Source organism: Variovorax sp. CCNWLW186, from assembly GCF_037203865.1.
Taxonomy (GTDB): Bacteria; Pseudomonadota; Gammaproteobacteria; order Burkholderiales; family Burkholderiaceae_C; genus Variovorax.
On the sequence record NZ_JBBCBO010000033.1, the window covers coordinates 23,381 to 44,574 of the forward strand.

General features: G+C 66.6%; 22 protein-coding genes. 13 read left to right on the forward strand and 9 right to left on the reverse strand.

Features of this window, described 5'->3' with window-relative positions; translation table 11 throughout:
• Positions 1-38: 38 nt before the first annotated feature.
• From V9K97_RS25760 to ligD, 6 genes are all read left to right on the forward strand, one after another.
• Entirely contained in the window at positions 39-962 is a 924-nt protein-coding gene (locus V9K97_RS25760) for a cation diffusion facilitator family transporter (RefSeq protein WP_337321589.1), read from the forward strand.
• A gap of 108 nt (positions 963-1,070) precedes the next feature.
• Positions 1,071-1,259, forward strand: coding sequence for a hypothetical protein (locus V9K97_RS25765; RefSeq protein ID WP_157613021.1), 189 nt, complete (start codon positions 1,071-1,073; stop codon positions 1,257-1,259).
• A gap of 183 nt (positions 1,260-1,442) precedes the next feature.
• A complete protein-coding gene (locus V9K97_RS25770; RefSeq protein ID WP_337321591.1) occupies positions 1,443-2,939 on the forward strand; it encodes an ATPase domain-containing protein in 1,497 nt (498 codons plus the stop codon).
• Positions 2,936-4,474 carry a hybrid sensor histidine kinase/response regulator gene (locus tag V9K97_RS25775; protein WP_337321593.1) on the forward strand — a complete coding sequence of 513 codons (1,539 nt, stop codon included), beginning with the start codon at positions 2,936-2,938 and terminating at the stop codon, positions 4,472-4,474. The genes V9K97_RS25770 and V9K97_RS25775 overlap by 4 nt, the downstream gene beginning before the upstream one ends.
• Before the next feature lie 7 nt (positions 4,475-4,481).
• Positions 4,482-5,495 carry a lysylphosphatidylglycerol synthase domain-containing protein gene (locus V9K97_RS25780; RefSeq protein ID WP_337321594.1) on the forward strand — a complete coding sequence of 338 codons (1,014 nt, stop codon included), beginning with the start codon at positions 4,482-4,484 and terminating at the stop codon, positions 5,493-5,495.
• On the forward strand, positions 5,474-8,047 hold the full coding sequence (gene ligD, locus V9K97_RS25785) for a DNA ligase D (RefSeq protein WP_337321596.1): 2,574 nt from the start codon (positions 5,474-5,476) through the stop codon (positions 8,045-8,047). The genes V9K97_RS25780 and ligD overlap by 22 nt, the downstream gene beginning before the upstream one ends.
• Here ligD and V9K97_RS25790 read toward each other — a convergent pair.
• The 4 genes from V9K97_RS25790 to V9K97_RS25805 all read right to left on the reverse strand — a co-directional run bounded on the left by V9K97_RS25790 (position 8,034) and on the right by V9K97_RS25805 (position 10,939).
• Positions 8,034-8,276 (reverse strand): hypothetical protein, encoded by a 243-nt coding sequence (locus V9K97_RS25790; RefSeq protein ID WP_337308894.1) that lies wholly within the window; start codon positions 8,274-8,276, stop codon positions 8,034-8,036. The two genes, ligD and V9K97_RS25790, sit on opposite strands and share 14 nt — an antisense overlap.
• Positions 8,277-8,437: 161 nt before the next feature.
• Positions 8,438-9,523 (reverse strand): phosphatidate phosphatase App1 family protein, encoded by a 1,086-nt coding sequence (locus V9K97_RS25795; protein ID WP_337321597.1) that lies wholly within the window; start codon positions 9,521-9,523, stop codon positions 8,438-8,440.
• Positions 9,524-9,558: 35 nt separating this feature from the next.
• On the reverse strand, positions 9,559-10,080 hold the full coding sequence (locus V9K97_RS25800; protein WP_337321598.1) for a dihydrofolate reductase: 522 nt from the start codon (positions 10,078-10,080) through the stop codon (positions 9,559-9,561).
• A gap of 19 nt (positions 10,081-10,099) precedes the next feature.
• Positions 10,100-10,939 carry a thymidylate synthase gene (locus tag V9K97_RS25805; protein WP_157613028.1) on the reverse strand — a complete coding sequence of 280 codons (840 nt, stop codon included), beginning with the start codon at positions 10,937-10,939 and terminating at the stop codon, positions 10,100-10,102.
• Between the two features lie 36 nt (positions 10,940-10,975).
• On the opposite strand from V9K97_RS25805, the gene nthA reads away from it, so the two are divergent.
• From nthA to V9K97_RS25820, 3 genes are read left to right on the forward strand one after another with little or no spacing between them, the layout of a single operon-like run.
• Positions 10,976-11,617 carry a nitrile hydratase subunit alpha gene (gene nthA, locus V9K97_RS25810; RefSeq protein ID WP_337321599.1) on the forward strand — a complete coding sequence of 214 codons (642 nt, stop codon included), beginning with the start codon at positions 10,976-10,978 and terminating at the stop codon, positions 11,615-11,617.
• The gene (nthB, locus tag V9K97_RS25815; RefSeq protein WP_337321600.1) at positions 11,614-12,279 is read left to right on the forward strand and encodes a nitrile hydratase subunit beta; all 666 of its coding nucleotides are present in this window, start codon (positions 11,614-11,616) and stop codon (positions 12,277-12,279) included. The genes nthA and nthB overlap by 4 nt, the downstream gene beginning before the upstream one ends.
• An 8-nt stretch (positions 12,280-12,287) precedes the next feature.
• On the forward strand, positions 12,288-12,662 hold the full coding sequence (locus tag V9K97_RS25820) for a nitrile hydratase accessory protein (protein ID WP_337321614.1): 375 nt from the start codon (positions 12,288-12,290) through the stop codon (positions 12,660-12,662).
• A gap of 142 nt (positions 12,663-12,804) precedes the next feature.
• Here V9K97_RS25820 and V9K97_RS25825 read toward each other — a convergent pair whose 3' ends face one another.
• Both V9K97_RS25825 and V9K97_RS25830 read right to left on the reverse strand, forming a co-directional pair.
• A complete protein-coding gene (locus V9K97_RS25825) occupies positions 12,805-14,247 on the reverse strand; it encodes an FAD-binding oxidoreductase (protein WP_337321602.1) in 1,443 nt (480 codons plus the stop codon).
• Positions 14,244-14,651, reverse strand: coding sequence for a DUF2069 domain-containing protein (locus V9K97_RS25830; protein WP_337321603.1), 408 nt, complete (start codon positions 14,649-14,651; stop codon positions 14,244-14,246). The genes V9K97_RS25825 and V9K97_RS25830 overlap by 4 nt, the downstream gene beginning before the upstream one ends.
• A 64-nt stretch (positions 14,652-14,715) precedes the next feature.
• Between V9K97_RS25830 and V9K97_RS25835 the strand changes: the two genes are divergently transcribed.
• Positions 14,716-15,927: a YihY family inner membrane protein gene (locus V9K97_RS25835; protein ID WP_337321605.1), complete on the forward strand. Its 1,212-nt coding sequence runs from the start codon at positions 14,716-14,718 to the stop codon at positions 15,925-15,927.
• A 6-nt stretch (positions 15,928-15,933) separates the two neighbouring features.
• Here V9K97_RS25835 and V9K97_RS25840 read toward each other — a convergent pair whose 3' ends face one another.
• Complete coding sequence (locus V9K97_RS25840) at positions 15,934-16,272, reverse strand: Mpo1-like protein (RefSeq protein WP_337295322.1); 339 nt, start codon at positions 16,270-16,272, stop codon at positions 15,934-15,936.
• Between the two features lie 100 nt (positions 16,273-16,372).
• On the opposite strand from V9K97_RS25840, the gene V9K97_RS25845 reads away from it, so the two are divergent.
• Complete coding sequence (locus V9K97_RS25845) at positions 16,373-16,756, forward strand: thioredoxin family protein (RefSeq protein ID WP_281149902.1); 384 nt, start codon at positions 16,373-16,375, stop codon at positions 16,754-16,756.
• A 2-nt stretch (positions 16,757-16,758) separates the two neighbouring features.
• Here V9K97_RS25845 and V9K97_RS25850 read toward each other — a convergent pair whose 3' ends face one another.
• Positions 16,759-17,703: a LysR family transcriptional regulator gene (locus tag V9K97_RS25850; protein ID WP_337321607.1), complete on the reverse strand. Its 945-nt coding sequence runs from the start codon at positions 17,701-17,703 to the stop codon at positions 16,759-16,761.
• A gap of 112 nt (positions 17,704-17,815) precedes the next feature.
• Here V9K97_RS25850 and V9K97_RS25855 point away from each other — a divergent pair, with 112 nt between their 5' ends.
• Together V9K97_RS25855 and V9K97_RS25860 are read left to right on the forward strand one after the other, a co-directional pair.
• Positions 17,816-19,234 (forward strand): M20 family metallopeptidase, encoded by a 1,419-nt coding sequence (locus tag V9K97_RS25855; RefSeq protein ID WP_337321608.1) that lies wholly within the window; start codon positions 17,816-17,818, stop codon positions 19,232-19,234.
• 20 nt (positions 19,235-19,254) lie between these two features.
• The gene (locus tag V9K97_RS25860) at positions 19,255-20,244 is read left to right on the forward strand and encodes a Bug family tripartite tricarboxylate transporter substrate binding protein (protein ID WP_337321610.1); all 990 of its coding nucleotides are present in this window, start codon (positions 19,255-19,257) and stop codon (positions 20,242-20,244) included.
• A 7-nt stretch (positions 20,245-20,251) separates the two neighbouring features.
• Here the strand turns inward: V9K97_RS25860 and V9K97_RS25865 are convergent, their stop codons facing one another.
• Positions 20,252-21,064 carry an alpha/beta fold hydrolase gene (locus tag V9K97_RS25865; RefSeq protein ID WP_337321612.1) on the reverse strand — a complete coding sequence of 271 codons (813 nt, stop codon included), beginning with the start codon at positions 21,062-21,064 and terminating at the stop codon, positions 20,252-20,254.
• Positions 21,065-21,194: the final 130 nt, after the last annotated feature.

The following is a 21,194-nucleotide window of genomic DNA, read 5'->3' on the forward strand; positions in this document are numbered from 1 at the left end:
GGGGCCGCGGGCCGGTTCTTGGCCGCACCCCCTGATGGATGGCTGAATCCAAGGTTGCCATCTACGGCGCGATCGGCGCCAACGTGGCCATTGCCGCGACCAAGTTCGTGGTGGCCGGCATCACCGGCAGCTCGGCGATGCTGTCCGAAGGCATCCATTCCGCCGTCGACACCTTCAACGGCGTATTGCTGCTGGTGGGCATCAGGCTGAGCCAGCGGCCCGCAACGCCCGAGCATCCATTCGGCCATGGCAAGGAGCTGTACTTCTGGAGCCTGATCGTCGCGGTGCTCATCTTCGGGCTGGGCGGTGGCGTGTCTTTCTACGAAGGCATCCAGCACATCCGCAAGCCGGAGCCGATGCGCGACCCCACCTGGAACTACGTCGTGCTGGCCCTGGCCTTCGTGTTCGAAGGCACCAGCTTTCTCATCGCGTTGCGGCAATTCCGGGCCCAGGCGCGGGGCGTGCCTTTCTGGCGCGCGCTCGGGCAAAGCAAGGACCCGACCACCTATACCGTGCTGGCCGAAGACTCCGCGGCGCTCATCGGTCTGGCCGTGGCCGCGCTCGGCATCTACCTGAGCCACCGCTTCGGCATGCCCGAACTCGACGGCGCCGCCTCGGTGGTGATCGGCCTGTTGCTGGCGGGCGTGGCGGTGCTGCTGATCGGCCAGGCGCGCGGGCTTCTCATCGGCGAGGGCATCCGCCCCGAGACGGCGCGCGCCATTCGCAGCCTGGCCATGGAGCAGCCCAGCGTCAGCGACGTCGGCCATGTGCTGTCGATGTACATCGGGCCCGACGAGGTGCTGGCCATCGTCGATGTGAACTTCAAGGAGGGCACGGCCACCGGCGAGGCGGCCGACGCCATCACGGCCATCGAAGGACAGGTGCGCGCGCGCTTTCCCATGATCCGGCGGCTTTTCATCGAGGCGAGCGAAGCGCCGGTGGAAGCCGTCGCGCCTGCCTGAGGCGCCGGGCTGCATCGTCGGCCTTGGCTGACCCGCGCTCACGTCTTTGCCTGAGCGCTCCGGCCCTGCGCTTGCGCCACTGTCGGGCCTCACTCAGGAGATAGCCGCATGAACACGCCTACACCGCCGCCGGCCTCGCGCCCGAAGCGCTCGCCCGACGAACCCGAGATCACGCAGGAAGAATCCGTGCCCACCGACGGCAGCGACACCGAGGGCGAGGAAATGATGAAGAAGGTCGAGAACAAGAAGCTCGAAGACCCGGGTTCGGCCGAGCACAAGACGCCCGAAAAGTCTTGAGTGGCGGGAGCTTTGTCTTCTCGCGAAAAAGGCGCCGCCCTACAGGTAAGGCTCTGCCCCTTAGCTAAAAATCATTCCTGCGGGCATCGACTTGCCCGGTCTGCGGAGTCATTTTCCCGCAGGCAGATCGCAAACAGACAACAGCGTAAAGAAGGACTGTCTGTCCATACGATGGAGGAAAAAATGAAGATCGACGGCACGACGGGGGCCACGCAGGAACGCTTGATAAAGATCGGCGTGCCCGGCCTCGACGATGTTCTGGGAGGCGGCCTCACGGCCAATCGCCTCTACCTGGTCGAGGGTACACCGGGCGCGGGCAAGACCACCATTGCGCTCCAGTTCCTGATCGAAGGGGCCAAGCGCGGCGAATCGGTGCTGTATGTCACCTTGTCCGAAACGGGGCATGAGCTCAGGGGAGTCGCAAATTCCCACGGATGGGACTTGAGCGGCATCGAGGTGCGCGAAATGCTCCCTTCAGAAGCCGCGCTCGAGCCCGACGAGCAATACACGATGTTCCATCCCTCGGAGGTCGAGCTCAGCGAAACCACGTTGAGGATCCTGTCGGATGTCGACGTGATCAAGCCCTCGCGGGTGGTGTTCGATTCACTCTCCGAGTTGCGCCTGCTGGCCGGCAGTTCGCTGCGCTACAGGCGGCAGATCCTGGCGCTCAAGCAGTTCTTTGCGGGCCGTCAGTGCACCGTGCTGCTGCTCGACGACATGACCGCCATGAAGCACGACCTGCAGGTGCAGAGCATCGCCCATGCGGTGCTGCGGCTCGAGCAGATCAGCTCCGACTACGGCGCCGCGCGGCGCCGGCTGGTCGTCAGCAAGTACCGCGGCCAGCAGTTTCGCGGCGGCTATCACGACTACCGCATCGAGCGCGGCGGCCTGCGCGTGTTTCCGCGCCTGGTGGCTGCAGAACATTCGACCGCGCTCACGCAGGTGCGGATTCCGAGCGGCATCGAGTCGCTCGACGCCCTGCTGGGCGGCGGCATAGAGCGGGGAACGAGCACGCTGTTCGTCGGCGCGCCGGGCACCGGCAAGTCGACCGTGGCGGTGCAGTTCGCGCTTGCCGCGGCACAGCGCGGCGAATGCGCGGCGCTCTTCGTTTTCGACGAGAGCATCAACACCTTGCGCACGCGCTGCGAAAGCATGGGAATGGACCTGGGGCCCCACATCGATGCCGGTCGCATCAAGGTAAGGCAGGTCGACCCCGCCGAGTTGTCGCCCGGCGAGTTCGTGCACCTGATCCGGCTGGCAGTGGTGGAGTCGGGTGCGGCGGTGGTGGTGATCGACAGCCTGAACGGCTATCTCAACGCCATGCCCGACGAGCGGTTTCTGATTGCGCAGCTGCACGAACTGCTCTCCTACCTGGGGCAGGCGGGCGTGGCCACGTTGCTGGTCGGCGCGCAGCACGGCCTCATCGGCATGCAGATGCAGACACCCGTGGATGCGAGCTACCTGGCCGATGCCGTGGTGCTGCTTCGCTACTTCGAACTCGAGGGCGAAGTGCGCCAGGCGATCTCGGTGCTGAAGAAGCGCGGCGGGGCGCATGAGCGGAGCATCCGCGATTTCTCGATGACCGCCACGGGCCTGAAGATCGGCGAGCCGCTGCGTAACTTCAGGGGCATCCTGTCGGGCATTCCGGTTCCCATCGACGGCGTGCAGCCCCAATCGTGAGCGCAGCACCGGCACCCGTCGAGCAGCGCATCCTGTTGCGAACCGCGACCTCCAGGGACGCCGTCATGGCCAATGCCGTATTGGCTCGCGCCCAGATCGACACGCATTCGTGCGCGAACCTGTGCGAGCTGGTGCGGGAACTGCAGGTGGGCGCCGGCGCGGTCATGCTGGCGGAAGAGGTGCTGGCCGATCCGGCCGCGGCCGCGCTGAACGAGGTGCTGGGTTCGCAGGCGCCGTGGTCCGACGTGCCGGTGCTCATTCTTGCCCGCCAGGGCGCGGATTCGCGCGTCATTGCCGAGGCCATGGACAAGCTCGCGAACGTCACCGTCATCGAACGCCCGATGCGGGTGGCGTCGCTCATCAGCACAGTGCGCACGGCGCTGCGCGCGCGCAACCGCCAGTACCAGTTGCGCGACCTGCTCGACGGGCTGCGCGAAGCCGACCAGCGCAAGACCGAGTTCCTTGCCACGCTGGCGCACGAGCTGCGCAATCCGCTCGCACCCATGAGCACCGCGCTCACTCTGCTGATGCGAAAGCCGCATGAGGCCGCGGAAGCCCTGCGCTATTACGAGTTGATGGGCCGGCAGATCGACCACATGGTGCGGCTGGTGAACGACCTGATGGAGGTCTCGCGCATCACGCGCGGCAAGATCGAACTGCGCATGGAAGCAGTGGCGCTCGAATCGGTCATCAAGGACGCCATCGAACTGAGCCGCCCCTTGCTCGAAGGCTCGAGGCACGAACTGACCACGGAGCTGTTCGCCGAACCGCTGGTGGTGCGGGGCGACGGCGTTCGCCTGACGCAGGTCTTTTCGAACCTGCTCAACAACGCCGCCAAGTACACGGCCCCGGGCGGCAAGATCAGGATTGCGCTGCGCAAGGAGGGCCGCCAGGCCGTGGTCGAGGTGTGGGACAACGGCACCGGCATCGCATCCGAAATGCTGGAGTCGATCTTCGAGATGTTCGTTCAGGTCAGCGGCACTTCCAAGGCGGCGCAAGGCGGGCTGGGCATCGGGCTCACGCTGGTGAAGAGCCTGGTCGAACTGCACGGCGGCAGCGTCGAGGCCACCAGCGCGGGCCTCGGGCGGGGCGCGATGTTCTGCGTGCGCCTGCCGCTCACGCGCATCGGGGCGGACCTGCCGAAGCCGCAGGGGACGGCCATTCAAGGCTGGCCGGCTTCCTTGCCCGGCACGGTGCTGATCGTGGACGACAACCGCGATGCGGCCGACGCACTGAGCGACCTGCTGAAGTCGCTCGGAGCCTCGACCCATGTGGCCTACAGCGGCGACGCCGCATTGCGTGCGGTGGCCGAAGGCGTGCTGCCGGGCCTTGCGATCCTGGACATCGGCATGCCGGGCATGGACGGCTGCGAACTCGCCATCAAGCTGCGTGCCAATCCCGCGCTCAAGGGGCTGATCCTCGTCGCATTGACCGGCTGGGGCCAGCAGGGCGACAAGGACCGCATTGCCATGGCGGGGTTCAACCACCACCTGCTCAAGCCGCTCGATCTTGCGGCGCTTGTCTCCGCTCTGTAGCAACACCATGAACCACGACGCCACCACGCTCTCGGCGGCCGGCCCTTCGCCCATGAAGCCGTCGCTGTGGCGGCGCTGCCGCCGCTGGCTGCTGCCGCTGCTCGGGCTGGCAGTGCTGGGCCTGCTGCTTTCGCACGCGCACAAGGTCGACTGGGCGGGTGCATGGCATGCATTGCAGCGCTATCCGGCCATGCTGCTGCTCGGCGTGCTGGGCATCGCAACCGCGAGCCACGCGCTGTACGGATGCTTCGACCTCATCGGCCGGCGGCACACACGCCACCGCGTGCCCCGCTGGCGCACCTGGGCCATCGCGGTCACGAGCTATGCCTTCAATCTCAACCTGGGGTCGCTGGTGGGCGGCATCGCGCTGCGTGCACGGCTCTATGCGCGCGCCGGGGTGGACGAAACCACCGTGGCGCAGATCGTCGGCATCAGCCTGGCAACCAACTGGCTGGGCTACGGGCTGCTGGCGGGCGGCCTGTTTGCGGCGGGTGCCATCACGCCGCCGCGCCAGGCCAACATCGGCACGGACGCACTGCGCGTGCTTGGCGTGGTGATGATCCTGCTGGCCGCCGCCTACGTGGTGGCTTGTGCGTTCTCGCGCGGGCGCCAATGGCAGGTGAGGGGGCGGCGGCTGAAGCTTCCTTCGGCGCAACTCGCGCTGGTGCAGCTCACGCTTTCGAGCGCCAACTGGGCGTTGATGGGCTGCGCCATGTACCTGCTGCTGGGCCGGCAGGTGCCGTATGCGACCACGCTGAGCGTGCTGCTCGCCGCTTCCATCGTCGGGGTGATCACGCCGATTCCGGCCGGGCTGGGCGTGCTGGAGGCCGTGTACCTGGCGCTGCTCTCGGGCACCGTGCGGCAGGGCGCGTTGATGGGCGCCGTGCTGGCGTACCGCGCGCTCTACTACCTGCTGCCGCTGGCCGGCGGCGTCGTGCTTTACCTTTTGCTCGAACGCTACGCGGCGAGCCATCCTCAGGACGCGGGGAGCGAGACACCATGGCGCGCGCAAACCCGCTGAAGCGCTACAAGGAAAAGCGCAACTTCGGCGTTACGCCGGAGCCGGAGGAAGGCGGCGCATCGGCACCCGGCACGCTGCAGTTCGTGGTGCAGAAACACTGGGCAAGCCGGCTGCACTACGACTTTCGAATCGAGCTCGACGGTGCGATGAAAAGCTGGGCGGTGCCCAAGGGCCCGAGCTACGACACGCACGACAAGCGCATGGCGGTGCACGTCGAGGACCATCCGATTTCGTACAACCAGTTCGAAGGCGTGATACCGCCCAAGCAGTACGGCGCGGGCAAGGTGATCATCTGGGACAAGGGCACCTGGACGCCCATCGGCGATGCGCGCAAGGGCTACAAGGCGGGGAACCTCAAGTTCGAACTGCATGGCTACAAGCTGCGTGGCAAGTGGGCGCTGGTGCGCATGCACAGCAGCAAGGACGACAAGCAGGATGCGTGGCTGCTGATCAAGGAGCACGACGACTACGCCCGCCCGGCCGCCGAGTTCAGCGTGGTCGACCAGTTTCCCGACAGCGTGGCGGAGATGCCGATGCCTACGCCCGGCGCCGCGGCGCCCGCGGCCAATGCGGCACCCGCACGTGCAAAACGCGGCAAGGCATCGGGCGGCGGCATGCCGGCCGATGCGGTGAAGGCGGCCATGCCCGCCAAGCTTTCGCCGCTGCTTGCCACGCTGGTCGACGGCCCGCCGCCCGACCCCGACAACTGGTTCTACGAAATCAAGTTCGACGGGTATCGCCTGCTCGCACGAATCGACGCGAATAAAGACGTGCAGCTCATCACGCGCAACGGGCACGACTGGAGCAGCCGCATGCCGCAGCTGGTCCGCGCCATCAAGGGCATGAAGCTCAAGCCCGGGTGGCTCGACGGCGAGATCGTGGTGCTCAACGAATCGGGAAGCACCGACTTTCAAGCCTTGCAAAACGCCTTCGACAAGGAGAAGACCAGCAACATCGTCTACTTTCTTTTCGACCTGCCGTACTACGACGGCTTCGATCTCACGGGCGTGCCGCTCATCGAGCGCCGGGCCTTGCTGCAGTCGCTGCTTGCCAAGGCGCCGCCCGAAATCCGCTTCAGCGAAATCTTCGATGCGCCGCCGGAAGACATCGTGGCGTCGGCCTGCAAGATCGGGCTGGAAGGCGTGATCGGCAAGCGCAAGAACAGCACCTATGCGTCGCGCCGCTCACCCGACTGGATCAAGCTCAAGTGCTCGCGGCGACAGGAGTTCGTGATCGGCGGCTATACCGATCCGAAGGGCTCGCGAGTGGGCATCGGCGCATTGCTGATCGGCGTGCACGACGAGAAGGGCGACCTCGTTTATTCAGGCGCGGTGGGCGCGGGCTTCAACGGCCGCACCCTCAACGAAATGCTCGAAAGGCTGAAGCCGCTCGGCACCGACAAGCGCCCGTTCAAGGACCCGACCGAGAACGACCGCCGCGCGCATTGGGTCAAGCCGGTGCTGCTGGCCGAAGTCACTTTTTCGGAATGGACGAAGGACGGCCACGTGCGGCACCCGGTGTTCCACAGCGTGCGCACCGACAAGCCCGCCAAGGCCATCATCCGCGAGAAGCCGGTTCACCAGCCGAAGGCCAAGGCGGGGAAAGAGGCCAAGCCCGTGCCGGATGCCGGGCCCGAGCCCTCGGCCACGATGCCGGCCAACTTCAAGGTCTCGAATGCCGACCGCGTGGTCGACCCGACCACCGGCATCACCAAGGTCGAGGTGGTGCGTTTCTACGGCCTTGTCGCGCCGCTGATGATGGAGCACCTGAAGAGCCGGCCAGTGTCTTTCGTGCGTGCGCCGCAGGGCATCAAGGGCCAGCTGTTCTTTCAGAAGCACCTCGACGAGGGCCAGATGGCCGGTGTGCGGCAGCTCGATCCGGCGCTGTGGCCCGCGCACCCCGAGCTCATCGAAGTGGCCAACCCCTTGGGGCTGTTGAGCGCGGCGCAGATGAACGTCATCGAGCTCCACACCTGGAACGCCGTGAAGACGCTCATCGGCAAGCCCGACCGCATGACCTTCGACCTCGACCCGGGCGAGGGCGTCGGCTGGCCCATGGTGCTGCAGGCGACGGAGCTGATGCGCGTGGTGCTCGACGAACTTGGCCTGCCGTCTTTCTGCAAGACCAGCGGCGGCAAGGGGCTGCATGTGGTCGTGCCGCTCAAGCGGCAGTACGACTGGGACACGGTCAAGGATTTTTCGCAGGCCATCGTGCGGCACATGGCCCGCACGGTGCCGCAGATGTTCGTTGCCAAGAGCGGGCCGAGCAATCGCGTCGGCCGCATCTTCATCGACTACCTGCGCAACGGCTTCGGTGCCACCACGGTGTGCGCATGGTCGGTGCGTGCGCGTCCGGGCATGGGGGTGTCGGTGCCGGTGGAGTGGGCCGAAGTGCCCACGCTGGCAAGCGGCGCGCAGTGGACGCTCCGAAACATCCATGCCCGGCTCGACCGCGGCAACGACCCGTGGGCCGGCTATGCGAAGGCCGCGATCAGCCCGGGTGCCGCGATGAAGCGGCTGGGGTTCGAGCCCGCGAAGCTCAGAGCTCGATGAAGGCCGAGGTGGCCTTGTTCAGCGCTAGCTTGCCCTTGGCGGTGATCGATTCCACCTGGGCGAGATGGCGTATGGCGCGGTCGTCCGGCGCGTGGCCGGTGGACGGCGGGATGAAAGCAGTCACCAGCTCGGCCGCACGCAGCACGCGCACCCTGTCGATATCTGCTGGCGTGTGGACGACGTATGGCAATTTCTGTTCGGCGATGACTCGAAGAAACTCCATGGACATGAGCCGTCTCCTTGTCTAGATGGCGGTACAAACATTTTGCGGAAAAAATCACGTTTGTGCCTAATCCCTGCGCCGCACACGACTTTTTGATGTGTACTGAAGTGTTCGTTTTTGCCCGAAGGTGAAACGAAGGTGCTGATTCCGGTGGCGACTGAAACCGCTTACCGCGAGGCCTGCATCGGCGCCGGGCCCCGGTCGGCGGGAAGAATCTGCCAGCGCGCGGCGTCGATGCCTTCGAACGCCGTTGCGTAGCGCTCGGCAGCACTGCTTTCACCGGTTACATCGCGTATCGCGATGCTGTCGATGCGGCTGGGATGGGCGCGCGCCACCTGCCCATAGATTTCAGGATCGCTCTCGCCCGAATCGCCCACCAGCATGAACCGGCGGTGCGGGAAATCGGCCAGCAGCCGCTCGATGATGCCGAGCTTGTGCGCGCGCGAATCCTGGTCGCCCGGAATCAGCGTGCGCCAGCTCGTGCTCTCGCGCAGGTGCATGCTGCCGGTGGGAAAGCCGGCGTCGCGAACGAAGTCGGCCAGCGCGGGGTAAAGCTGCATAGGGCTGGCCGAAAGGTAGTGGAACCGCGTGCCCGGCGTTTGCGACAGTGCGCGGTAGTAGGCCGCCATGCCGGGCGCCGCCTCGAAGCGCCGCGCAAACGTGTTCAGCAGCATCTCGCGCCGGTCGCGCACCTGCGTGCGCTTGATGGTGTCGTCGATGTCCGAAATGATCGACAGGCCCTCCGCGGGAACGATCAGCGCCTGGCCCCTGAAGCGGTGCAGCAGTTCGCCCGGGCCGGTCACGGCATGGAACTTCAGCCATTCGTCCGAAGGCGATGCCTTGGGTGCGTCGATCACGATCCGCATGTCCATGCGGCCGTTGGCGCCCGAAGGCGGCGAGCTCACGCGTGCGGGGCTGCCGTCGAAATCGATGTCGAACACCTTGCCTTCTTCCGACTCGGCATGGAACAGCGCCGTGCGCTGGTTGAAGCGCAGCCGCGCCGCGGGCGAGAGCTTGTTCAGGCTCAGGCCCAGGTAGCGCGCGAACGCGGCGTTCAGGCCCCAGCGCCGCTCGGGCTCGTACACCCAGGCGTGAATGTCGACCTCGAACCGGCCGTCGCTGGTGGGGCGCGCCGTGCCTGGCATGAAGAGCGCTTCTTCATCGGGCTCGAGCCGCTCGGCCGCCTGCAGCGCACGCATCGGCGCCAGGCCGCAAAGCAGTGCGGCGCCGGCCAGGAGGGAACGGCGCCGCATCGGCGGGACAGCAAGGCGTTGTCGGATGCCGCCGCTCATGCCTTGGGCGATCCCACGCGTTCGTAGGTCACGAAGCTGAAGTGGAGGCCTTCCTTGGCCGAGACGTGCGGCTCGCGCTTTGTCTCGCGCCACTCGGCAGGGGAGAGTTCGGGCGCGTGCGCATCGCCTTCGTAGTCGTGCGCGAGCTCGGTCACCACGGCGTACTGCGCGAGCGGTTCGGCTTCGGCATAGATCTGCGCGCCGCCGATCACCCACACGTCGGGCACCTGCGATTCTTCGCACAGCGTGAGCGCTTCCTGCAGGCTGCCCACGCGGTGCGCGCCTTCGGCTTTCCAGTCGTCCTGCCGTGTGATGACGATGTTGTGCCGACCTGGCAGGGGCCTGAAGCGCGGCGGCAGCGAATCCCAGGTCTTGCGGCCCATGACGACCGGCGCGCCGGCCGTCTGCTGCTTGAAGTGCACCATGTCTTCGGGCAGGTGCCACGGCATGGTGCCCTTGGCACCGATCACGCCGTTGGCGGCGCGGGCGAAGATGAGGTGCAAACGCGGTGTAGGCATATCGGGCGGAGCAGTGCGGTCACACAGCCACGGGCGCCTTGATCGCCTCGTGGTGCTTGTAGTCGAGCACTTCGAAGTCTTCGTACTGGTAGTCGAAGATCGAAGCCGGCTTGCGCTTGATGTGGAGCGTAGGGTACGCGTAGGGTGTGCGGCTCAGCTGCAGCGCCACCTGCTCGGCGTGGTTGCTGTAGATGTGGCAGTCGCCGCCGGTCCAGATGAAGTCGCCCACGTCGAGGTCGCACTGCTGCGCCACCATGTGCGTGAGCAGCGCGTAGCTGGCAATGTTGAAGGGCACGCCAAGAAAAATGTCGGCGCTGCGCTGGTAGAGCTGGCAGCTCAGCTTCCCGCGCTCCCCTGGTGCCTGCGGCGGCGCCACGTAGAACTGGAAGAAGGCATGGCAGGGCATGAGCGCCATCTTCGAGAGCTCGGCCACGTTCCACGCGCTCACGATGATGCGGCGCGAATCGGGGTTGGTCTTCAGCGTCTTGATGACTTCGGAAATCTGGTCGATGTGGCCGCCGTCGGGCGTGGGCCAACTGCGCCATTGCACGCCGTACACGGGGCCCAGGTCGCCGTCTTCGCGCGCCCACTCGTCCCAGATGGTGACGCCGCGCTCCTTGAGCCAGTTGTTGTTGCTGGAGCCGGTTAAAAACCACAGCAGTTCCTGGATGATGGACTTCAGGTGCACCTTCTTCGTGGTCACCAGCGGAAAGCCTTCGTTCAGGTCGAAGCGCATCTGGTGGCCGAACACGCTCTTGGTGCCCGTGCCGGTGCGGTCGCTCTTGAACACCCCGTGGGTGTCCACGTGGCGCATGAAATCTTCGTACTGGGAGCGGACGGGGCGGGCGGTCGAGGTCATGTTGGGAATTTTACGGGGCGGCGCTAGCATCGGCAGATGACCGGCCACAACCACGTCCATGACCACTCCCACGACCACAGCGAACTCGGCGAAATGGACCTGCGCGTGCGGGCGCTGGAAAGCGTGCTCACGCAAAAGGGCTATATCGACCCCGCTGCGCTCGATGCGCTGATCGACACCTATCAGACCCGCATCGGGCCGCGCAACGGGGCAAGGGTGGTGGCACGGGCCTGGGTCGACCCAAACTTTCACGAGTGGCTGATGGCTGATGCCACGGCCGCGATTGCCTCGCTCGGCTACACCGGCCGCCAGGGCGAGCACATGGTGGCAGTGCAGAACACCGGCGAACAGCACCACATGGTCGTCTGCACCCTGTGCAGCTGCTACCCCTGGCCCGTGCTCGGCCTGCCGCCCACTTGGTACAAAAGCGCCCCATACCGTTCGCGCGCCGTGAAGGACCCGCGCGGCGTGCTGGCCGACTTCGGCACGGTGCTGCCCGAGACGACGCGCATCCGCGTCTGGGATTCGACCGCCGAGGTGCGCTATCTCGTGATTCCGCAGAGGCCCGCCGGCACCGAAGGATGGAGCGAAGACGAACTCGCCAGCCTCGTCTCGCGCGATTCGATGATCGGCACGCGCCTTGCCGATGCGCCAGTTGCCGCAAGGAGCGCCGCATGAGCTACGTGACGCAGGCCGACCTGGGCGGCCAGCCGGGCTTCGGGCCGGTCACGCCCGAGCCCGAGGGCGAACTCTTCCACGCCGGCTGGGAACCGCGCGCGCTGGCGCTCACGCTTGCCATGGGCGCAACCGGTTCCTGGAACATCGATGCGAGCCGCGCCATGCGCGAGACGCTGCCGAACTACCGCGACCTGAGCTACTACCAGATATGGCTTGGGGCGCTCGAGCAGCTGATGCTGCAGCGAGGGCAGGTTTTTGCCGACGAGATCGCGTCTGGCGAGATGCGCCATCCGGCCGCGCCGGTCGCCCGTGTGCTGCAAGCCCAGAGCGTGCCCGCGGTGCTCGCCAAGGGTTCGCCTACCGAGCGCGCCGCGCCAGGCCCTACGCGCTTTGCCGTCGGGCAGGCCGTGCGCATGCACGTCGGCAAGGTCGACCATCACACGCGGCTGCCGGGCTATGTGCAGGGCAAGCGCGGCACCATCGAACATGTTCACGGCGCGCATGTGTTCGCCGATGCGAATGCGCAGGGTCTTGGTGAACAGCCGCAGTGGCTGTACACGGTCGTCTTCGAGGAAGCCGAGCTCTGGGGGGATGCGGCGCCGCGCCAGAACCTCTCGGTGTCGGTCGACGCGTGGGAAAGCTACCTGGAGGCCATCGCATGAAATTGGACATGAAGATCGACATGCCACCGCTCGCGCTCGCTCCCGGCATGCCGCGCGATGCCGATGGCCCGGTGTTCCGCGAGCCGTGGGAAGCGCAGGCCTTTGCGATGACGCTCGCGCTGCACGAGCGCGGCCTGTTCAGCTGGGTGGAGTGGGCCGACGCGCTGGCGGCGCAGATCACCGCCGCGCAAGCTGCGGGAGACCCTGATGCCGGTGACACCTATTACCGCCATTGGCTTGCCGCACTCGAAGGCCTTGTGGCCTGCAAGGGCGCGAGCTCGGGCGATGAACTCGCGCGCTACCGCCACGCCTGGGACCACGCGGCCGACCGCACGCCGCACGGCCAGCCCATCGAACTGCGCGGCGAAGACTTTCCACGTTGAGTGTTTTGTCTTGCTCCTTCCCCCGTTGGGGGAAGGTTGGGATGGGGGCTGCCCCCCGCATTCATCGCAGCGCGGGATTGAAGGCCGCGTGCCCCCACCCCGGCCCTCCCCCGGGGAGGGGAGGGAGAAATATCCGCAGGCCCTAAACGCGGATCACGCGGCCCGGGTTCAGGATGTTCTTGGGGTCGAGCCCGCGCTTGATGGCGCGCATCATTTCCAGCGCCACGGGCGACTTGTGCTTCTCGAGCTTGTCGACCTTGAGCGAGCCCACGCCATGCTCGGCAGAGAACGAGCCGCCGAACTTTTCGACGGCGTCGTACACCAGCGTGTTGATGCGCTCTTCCTCGTTCTTCAGGAAAGCCTTGGTGTCGATGTTCTCGGGCGCCTGCACGTTGTAGTGCAGGTTGCCGTCGCCCAGGTGGCCGAAGTTCACCAGCCGCACTCCCGCAATCTCGCGCGCCAGCAGCGCATCGGTCTCGGCCACGAAGGCCGGAATACTCGACACGGGAATCGAGATGTCGTGCTTGATGTTCAAGCCCTCTTCGGCCTGCGCGAGCGGAATGCTCTCGCGGATGTGCCAGAGCTGGTGTGCCTGCGCAAGGTTCTCGGCCACCACTGCATCGGTCACGCAGCCGTCTTCGAAAGCCGTTTCGAGCAATGCCTCGAAGCGTGCGCGCGCATGGTCTTCGGATTCGCTGTCGGAGTTCTCGAGCAGCACGCAGTACGGCACGGCGTCGTCGCCGATGAACGGCACGCGCAGTTGCGGCATGTGCTTGTCGACCAGGCTCAATGCAAACTTGCCCATCACTTCGAAGCCCGTGAGACCCGAGCCCAGGTGCTTGTGCGCAAGGCCGAGCAGCGTGACCGCATGGTCGAGCGAGGGCACCGCGGCCCACGCCGTGAGCTGTGCGGCGGGCAGCGGGTAGAGCTTCATGGTGGCCGCGGTGATGATGCCGAGCGTGCCTTCGCTGCCGATCATCAGGTCGCGCAGGTCGTAGCCGGTGTTGTCCTTGCGCAAGCCGCTGGTGCCTTCCCAGATTTCGCCTTGCGGCGTAACCACTTCGAGGCCCAGGCACAGATCGCGCGTGTTGCCGTAGCGAACCACCTGCGTGCCGCCGGCATTGGTTGCAAGGTTGCCGCCGATGGTGCAGCTGCCTTCGGCCGCAAGGCTCAGCGGGAACAGAAAGCCTTGCTTCTCCGCCGTTTCCTGCAGCGTCTGCAAGATGCAGCCGGCCTCCACCGTCATTGTGAGGTTGGCCGCGTCAACGGTGCGAATCGCGTTGAGCCGCTGCAGGCTCAGCACCACCTGCGTGCCGCTGTCGTCGGGAATGGAGCCCACTGCCAGCCCGGTGTTGCCGCCCTGCGGCACGATGGCCGTGCCGGCCGCGGCGCAGGCCTTGACCACGTCGGCCACCTGCTGCGCGTTGGCGGGCCGCACCACGGCCAGCGACTTGCCGCGCGCGCGCTTGCGCCAGTCTTGCTCGTAGGCCGCAAGGTCGCCCTCGTTCAGCACATGCTGCGCACCGACGATGGCGCGCAGCTGGTCGATGAGGGGAGCGGAAGAAGAGGTCGTCGTTGACGTCATTGGGCGGAAGCCTCCAGTTGGCGGGCAGCCTTGGCATTGCGAAGGCGCAGCCGCACATGCCAGGCGCAGGCGGCAAAGAGCATGAGGCACAGCAGCACCTCGACCAGCGCGAGCACTTGCCCCACGCCGTTGGTGTCGCTCCACGCGCGCACCACGCCCTCGGTGAAATAAAGCCAGATCATCAGGCTGACCCAGCGGTAGGTGTACATGCGGTTCTTGTAGAGCCCCGCAAGCGGAATGACAAGCGGCAGCACCTTCAGCGCCAGCAGCGAACCGCCAGGCCGCAGCGGCGCGAGCCACAGCTCCCAGGCCAGCCCCAGCACGATCAGGCCGACGACGCTGCCCACGGCAAGCCAGCGGGTGGCGCGGACGGAAGAAGAGGCCTGCGGCGTGATGGTTTGCATGGAGTGAACACCGCGGAACTGGCGACACGGAGTGTGCGAAGACGAGGAGAGGGATCGGGTTCTTATGATACCGGCCATGAATCGTCGTCAGCTGTGGAGGGATCTTTCGCGTTTTCCGTGGGGCAACACCGCGGCGGTGCTGGGCGAGCGTTTTCGCGAAGATCGCCTGGGGCTGACTGCCAGCAGTCTTACCTTCACCACCACCATTGCGATGGTGCCGTTCTTCACCGTGGCGCTGGCGCTTTTTACCGTGTTCCCGATGTTCGCCAAGCTGCAAGGGCGCCTGCAGCGCTGGCTCATCGAGAGTCTGATTCCCGACAACATCGCGCGCCAGGTGCTGGGCTACCTGAACCAGTTCTCGAGCAAGGCCGGCGGCCTGGGCATTGCGGGCCTGGTGGTGCTGCTGATCACCGCCATTGCGCTGATTCTCACCATCGACAAGACGCTCAACAACATCTGGCGGGTGCGTTCGCCGCGGCCTTTTGCGCAGCGCGTGCTGATCTACTGGGCCGCCATCACGCTTGGCCCGCTGATCCTGGCGGTGAGTCTGTCGACCACTTCGTATGTGTTTTCCTTTTCGCGCGACGTGGTGGGCGGAAGCATCGTCAAGCTGTTTTTGGACACCTTCGAATTCGTGCTGCTTGCGGCGGGCATGGCCTCGCTTTACCACTACGTGCCGAACACCAACGTGCGCTGGTCGCATGCGTGGGCCGGTGGCATCTTCGTGGCGGCCGCCATCGAGATCGCCAAGCGCGTGCTGGGCTACTACCTGAGCCTGGTGCCGACCTATTCGGTGCTCTACGGTGCGTTTGCGACGGTGCCGATTCTGCTGGTGTGGATCTACGTGGCCTGGGTGATCGTGCTGCTCGGCGCGGTCATCGCGGCCTATCTGCCGAGCCTGTTGACCGGCGTTGCGCGCCGAGGCGGGCAGGCCGGGTGGCCGCTGCAATTGGCCATGGAGGTGCTGCAGCACCTGGCGCGTGCGCGCGCCACGCCGGCCAAGGGCATGGGAGCCACCGAGCTCGTCACGCGCATGCGGGTCGACACGCTGCAATTCGTGCCGGTACTCGAAACCCTGGTGGTGCTCGACTGGATTGCGCCGCTCGCCGAAGAAACGCCGAACGAAGACCCGCGCTACGTGCTGTTGGCCGATCCGTCCACGCCGATCGAACCGCTGCTCAGGGAGCTGCTGATGCCGCGCGCCGAGCCACTCGAAGACCTGTGGCAAAAGGGGCCGCTGCGATCGCTGCGTCTGGGCGACGTGCTCCTTATTTAGTAGCGGTCAGATCTTGACCCTGCCCAGCCAGATGTCGCGGTACATCGCCCAGTCGCCCATGAACGAATAGAGCGGGCGCTTGAACGAGGCGGGCCGGTTCTTCTCGAAGCCGAAATGCCCGATCCAGGCAAAGCCATAGCCCGCCACCAGCCCAGCCAGCAGCCAGAGCGGATCGCGCGTGACCACCAGGGCCACCAGGCACACCAGTGAAATGGTCGAGCCCACGAAGTGCAGGCGCCGGCAGGTGCGGTTGGCGTGCTCGGTGAGGTAGAACGGGTAGAACTCCGCAAAGCTCTTGAAACGTCGCGGATCGACAGCAGATTCCGGGGCAGTCGTGGTGTTCATCGTGCGAGTCTCCTGGGCGCCAAAGGCGCTTTGTTCATAATAGCCACGACCTTCCGGCCGCACCACTGCGGTTTGTATTCACACTTTCACAGCATCAGCTTTGAGCGCTCTTCCCGCCGCCCCCGAATCCGCCGAGCCGGCCGGCGCCGCGCCATGGGTCGTGTGCCTGTGCGCTGAATGGTGCGGCACCTGCCGCGACTACCGTCCGCTGCTGGAGCAGGTGGCGCGGGCGCATCCGCAATTCCGCTTTGCGTGGGTCGACATCGAAGACCACGCCGAGATTGCCGATGCGTTCGACGTGGAGACCTTTCCGACGCTGCTGATCGCCGGTGCCGAGGGCACCCGCTTCCTGGGCCCGCTGCTGCCACACGCCGAAACGCTCTCGCGCATGCTCGGCGCGCTGCAGGCGCCGCAGCCTTCCAGCCTGGATGTCGACCTGCTGCTGGCCGTGCTCGAGAAGCGGCCGGCTGAATTCGCGGTCTGACCTTATCCCGCCGCGCCGGAACGCGCGCGCCCCAGCTTGCGCCGGCCCGCGCCGGCAATGGCATTCACCATGTGCCGCACGAATTCTTGCGCCAGCGGTGTGAGCGTTCGGCCTTCGAGCGCCAGCACCTGCAATTGCCGCTGCTGCAGCGGCGCCTCGGCAAACGGGCGCGCCACCACCTCGCCCGCGTCGATGAGGTGCGTCACTGTCAGGTGCCCGGAGAGCATCACGTCCGGTGTGCGCAAGAGCGGCAGCAGCACGGATGAAAAGTTGCTGACGAAGATCGCGCGGTATTGCAGGCCCTGCAGGCTGCACGCCTGGTCGAACAGCTGCCGGGCGGTCACGCCCTTGTCGCCCACGGCCAGCGGGTAGCGCACGGCATCTGCAACCGACACCACGCGCTGCCGCGCCAGCGGATGGTCCGGGCGCAGCACCGCGAACACGGGTGCATTGGCCGAATGCTCGATCTTCAACCCGGGCTCCGGCGCCACGACGTATTTCAAGGCGATGTCGGCCTCTCCGCGGGCAAGCAGCGCGCTCACACCATCGGGCGAGCCCACATGCAATTCGAGCTGTGTGCCCGGATGCGACGATTCGAAGCTGCGCATGAGTTGCGGCATGAAGTGCGCTGCGAACCCTTCGGTACAAGCGGTGCGAATGCGGTGCGCGCTGCGGCCGCCGAGGTCGCGCACCTGTTCGAAGACCTGTTCGATGTCGAGCTGCGCATTGCGCAAATGTGCCGCGAGCCGCTCGCCGGCTGCGTTGAGTGCCATGCCGCGTGCGTGGCGCTCGAACAGCGGCGTGCCCAAGCTGTCTTCAAGCTTGGCGATCTGCCGGCTGACCGCGGACGAGGCCACGAACAGCCGCGCCGCCGCCTGGCTGACCGAGCCGCTGCGCGCCACCTCGAGGAAGTGGCGCATCGGAATGCTGAGAAGCGGTGGTGCCATGAGGGGTCGAAGCCTTGCCTTGAAGGCAATGGTAGCTTGCCAAAACGATGCTGGAAGCATCGCTCTCCAGGCCTTGTACTTGCTGCACCCCACGGACACAGGAAAACTCTTCATGCAACGTACCGACAGCCTTGCCGCTGCCGCCGCCTATTTCGACGACGGCGGCTTCTTCGCAGACCTGCAGCGGCGCATCGCCTTTCGCACCGAAAGCGACACCGGCGCCGCCACGCCCGCGCTCGGTGCCTACCTGCGGGAGGAACTGGTGCCGCCGCTGATTGCGCTGGGCTTCGAGTGCGAGATCGTCGAGAACCCGGTGCCCGGCGGCGGGCCGTTCCTGATTGCGCGGCGCATCGAAGACCCCGCATTGCCCACCGTGCTGAGCTACGGCCACGGCGACGTGGTGAGCGGGCAGGACGCGCATTGGGACGAAGGCCTCGGGCCCTGGGCGCTCACCGTGCGCGGCGACCGCTGGTACGGGCGCGGCACGGCCGACAACAAGGGCCAGCACACCATTGCGCTCGGCGGGCTGGCCGCCGCGCTGCGTGCGCGGGGCGGGCGCCTGGGCTACAACGTCACCTGGCTTATCGAAACAGGCGAAGAGGCCGCGTCACCGGGCCTGCATGCGGTGTGCGAGCAGCAGCGCGACAAACTGCGCGCCGACCTGTTCATTGCCAGCGACGGGCCGCGCGTGAGCGCCGAGCGGGCCACGCTTTTTCTTGGCTCGCGCGGTGCCGTCAACTTCAGCCTGCGGCTGCGTGCACGGGCGCGGGGTTACCACTCGGGCAACTGGGGCGGCGTGCTCGCCAACCCCGCCACGGTGCTGAGCCACGCGGTAGCCTCGCTGGTGGATGCGCGCGGTCGCATTCTGGTTGATGCCCTGCGCCCGCCGGAAATTCCGCAGGGCGTGCGCAAGGCGCTGGCCAATATTGGCATCGGAGGCGGGGCCGACGACCCCACGCTGGACGAAGGCTGGGGCGAGCCTGGTCTAAGCCCCGCGGAGCGGCTCGTGGCGTGGAACACCATCGAGGTGCTCGCACTCGGCGCCGGATCGCCCCAGCGGCCGGTGAACGCGATTCCCTCCGAGGCGGTCGCGCATTGCCAGTTACGTTTCGTGGTCGGAACGCCGTGGCGAGACTTGGCGAACATCGTGCGCGCGCATCTCGACACACACGGCTTCGGCAACGTCGAGGTGCAGGTCACGCTCGAGGGCGCTGCCACGCGGCTCGATGTGGAGAACCCCTGGGTCGACTGGGCCCGGCGCTCCATCGAGCAAAGCAGCGGCCAGCGCATCGACCTGCTGCCCAACCTCGCGGGCTCGTTGCCCAACGACGTCTTTGCCGACCTCCTGGGCTTGCCCACGCTGTGGGTGCCGCATTCCTATCCGGCTTGTGCGCAGCATGCGCCCAACGAACACCTGCTGGCCTCGCTCGCGCGGGAGGGCCTGCAGATCATGGCGGGCCTGTATTGGGACTTGGGCGAACCGGGGCTCGCGCCGTGGGCGGCCGAGAAAAAACAGCATGCCGCCTCCTGATTTTTCTTCTTGGACGAACCATGAAAACTGCTCTCTCCCATACCCTTCGAAGCCTGCTGGCCTGTGCTTCGGCCTTCATCGCCCTGCATGCGCCCGCACTCGCGCAGGACGCCTGGCCCGACAAGCCCGTGAAGCTGGTCGTACCTTTTCCACCGGGTGGCGGCACTGACATCGTCGCGCGGGCGATGGGGCAGGGCTTGTCGGAGCGGCTCGGCCAGCCCGTGGTCATCGACAACAAGCCCGGCGCCTCTACCATCATCGGCACCGATGCGGTCGCCAAGGCCGCGCCGGACGGGTACACGCTGCTGCTCTCGGGCTCCACCAGCTACAGCGTGAACCCCGCGCTTCGCGCCAAGCTGCCCTACGACCCGGCGCGCGATCTCGCGCCCATTGCCATCGTCGCGCGCACGCCGCTGGTGCTGGTGGTGGGGGCCGGAACGCCATGGCGCTCGCTGCCCGAGCTCATTGCCGCCGCCAAGGCCAAGCCGAAGAGCATCCGCTACGCAACCTTCGGCGCCGGCTCGGGGCCCCACCTGGCGGGCGAATTGCTCGCCTTGGCCGCGGGTATCCAGCTGCAGGACATTCCGTACAAGGGCAGCAGCCAAGGCTCGATGGCGGTGATCGGCGGCGAGATCGAGATCGGCATCGACACCGTGGCCGCCGTGGCGCCGCATGTGCGCTCGGGCAAGCTGCGTGCGCTGGGCATCGTGGGCGCGACGCGCTCCAGCATGCTGCCCGAGGTGCGCACCCTGGCCGAACAGGGGCTGCCAGAAGCGACCTTCGACGCCTGGTACGGCTTTGCCGCGCCGGCTCGCACGCCGGCACCGGTGCTCGACAAGCTGGCGCGAGCGGTCACCGCAACCATGAGCAGCCCGGCCTTGCAGGCCCAGCTTCGCACGCAAGGCATGGAGCCGGTTGCAATCGGCGCGGCGGCGTTCCGCAGCCAGATGGAGGGCGAGATCTCGCGCTACCGCGCGCTGGCCCATCGCGCGGGCATTGCGCCCGAATAACGTTGGCTCAGGCGGGCGTGCCGACGAAGTCGCGCAGCGCAAACAGCACTTCGTCGGGTGCCTCGCTCATCAGCGAGTGCCCCGCATGCACCGTGACGACCTTGCCCTGCTTCGCCTTGCCGGCGAGTGCCTTGGTGGCGCGCGGCGGCGTCATCTGGTCGGCATCGCCAAGCAGGAAGAGCACCGGGCATTGCACGGCTTCGATGGCTTGTTCGCCGTTGGCGTAGTCGTTGCAGGCCTTGAAGCCGATGTGGAACACGTTGGCGCTGCGGTTGCTCGCGAGCACGCGGCGCATCAGCGCGCGCGAGCTGCCGTAGAGCCACGTGCCGGGGCCTAGCGAGGAGGGCGGCGGTGCAAGCAGCGAGTGCGAGAAGTTGTTCACCATGGTGATGGCACGCTGCGGATCGTTGAGGGCGCCGTCGAGCAGTGCGGGCGACACGGTCATCGGGTAGGCGGTGCCCACCAGCGCAAGATGCGTAACGCGCTCGGGCGCGCGTGCGGCGGCTTCGAGCGCAATGAGCGAGCCGAAGCTGTGGCCCACCAGCGCAGCCTTTTGCACGCCGGCGGCGTCGAGCAGCGCAATGACGAACTGCGCGGCCTCTTCCACGCTGGCAGGCGGCGGCCCCTCGCTCTTGCAATGGCCGGGCAGGTCGAGCGCGAGCACGTTCCAGCCGTGGTTGGCGAACCAGCGGCTTTGCAGGATCCACACGCTGTGGTCGTTGAGCACGCCGTGGATGAAGACCACGGTCGGCTTGGTTGCATCGAAGGTCTTGCCGCCTGTGTAGCAGTAGGTGGTGTGGCTGTTGACGGTGTAGTTCATGTCGGTTGCTTTACCGTTGCGTTGCGGGTTGTGCGCGGTCTTGTTCGGGGCGCGTGCAAAGGCCACCGGGTACTCCCCTCCGCGAATGTCCCCCGGCTTCGCCTCCTCCTTTATTTCGCTGCGGGGAGCA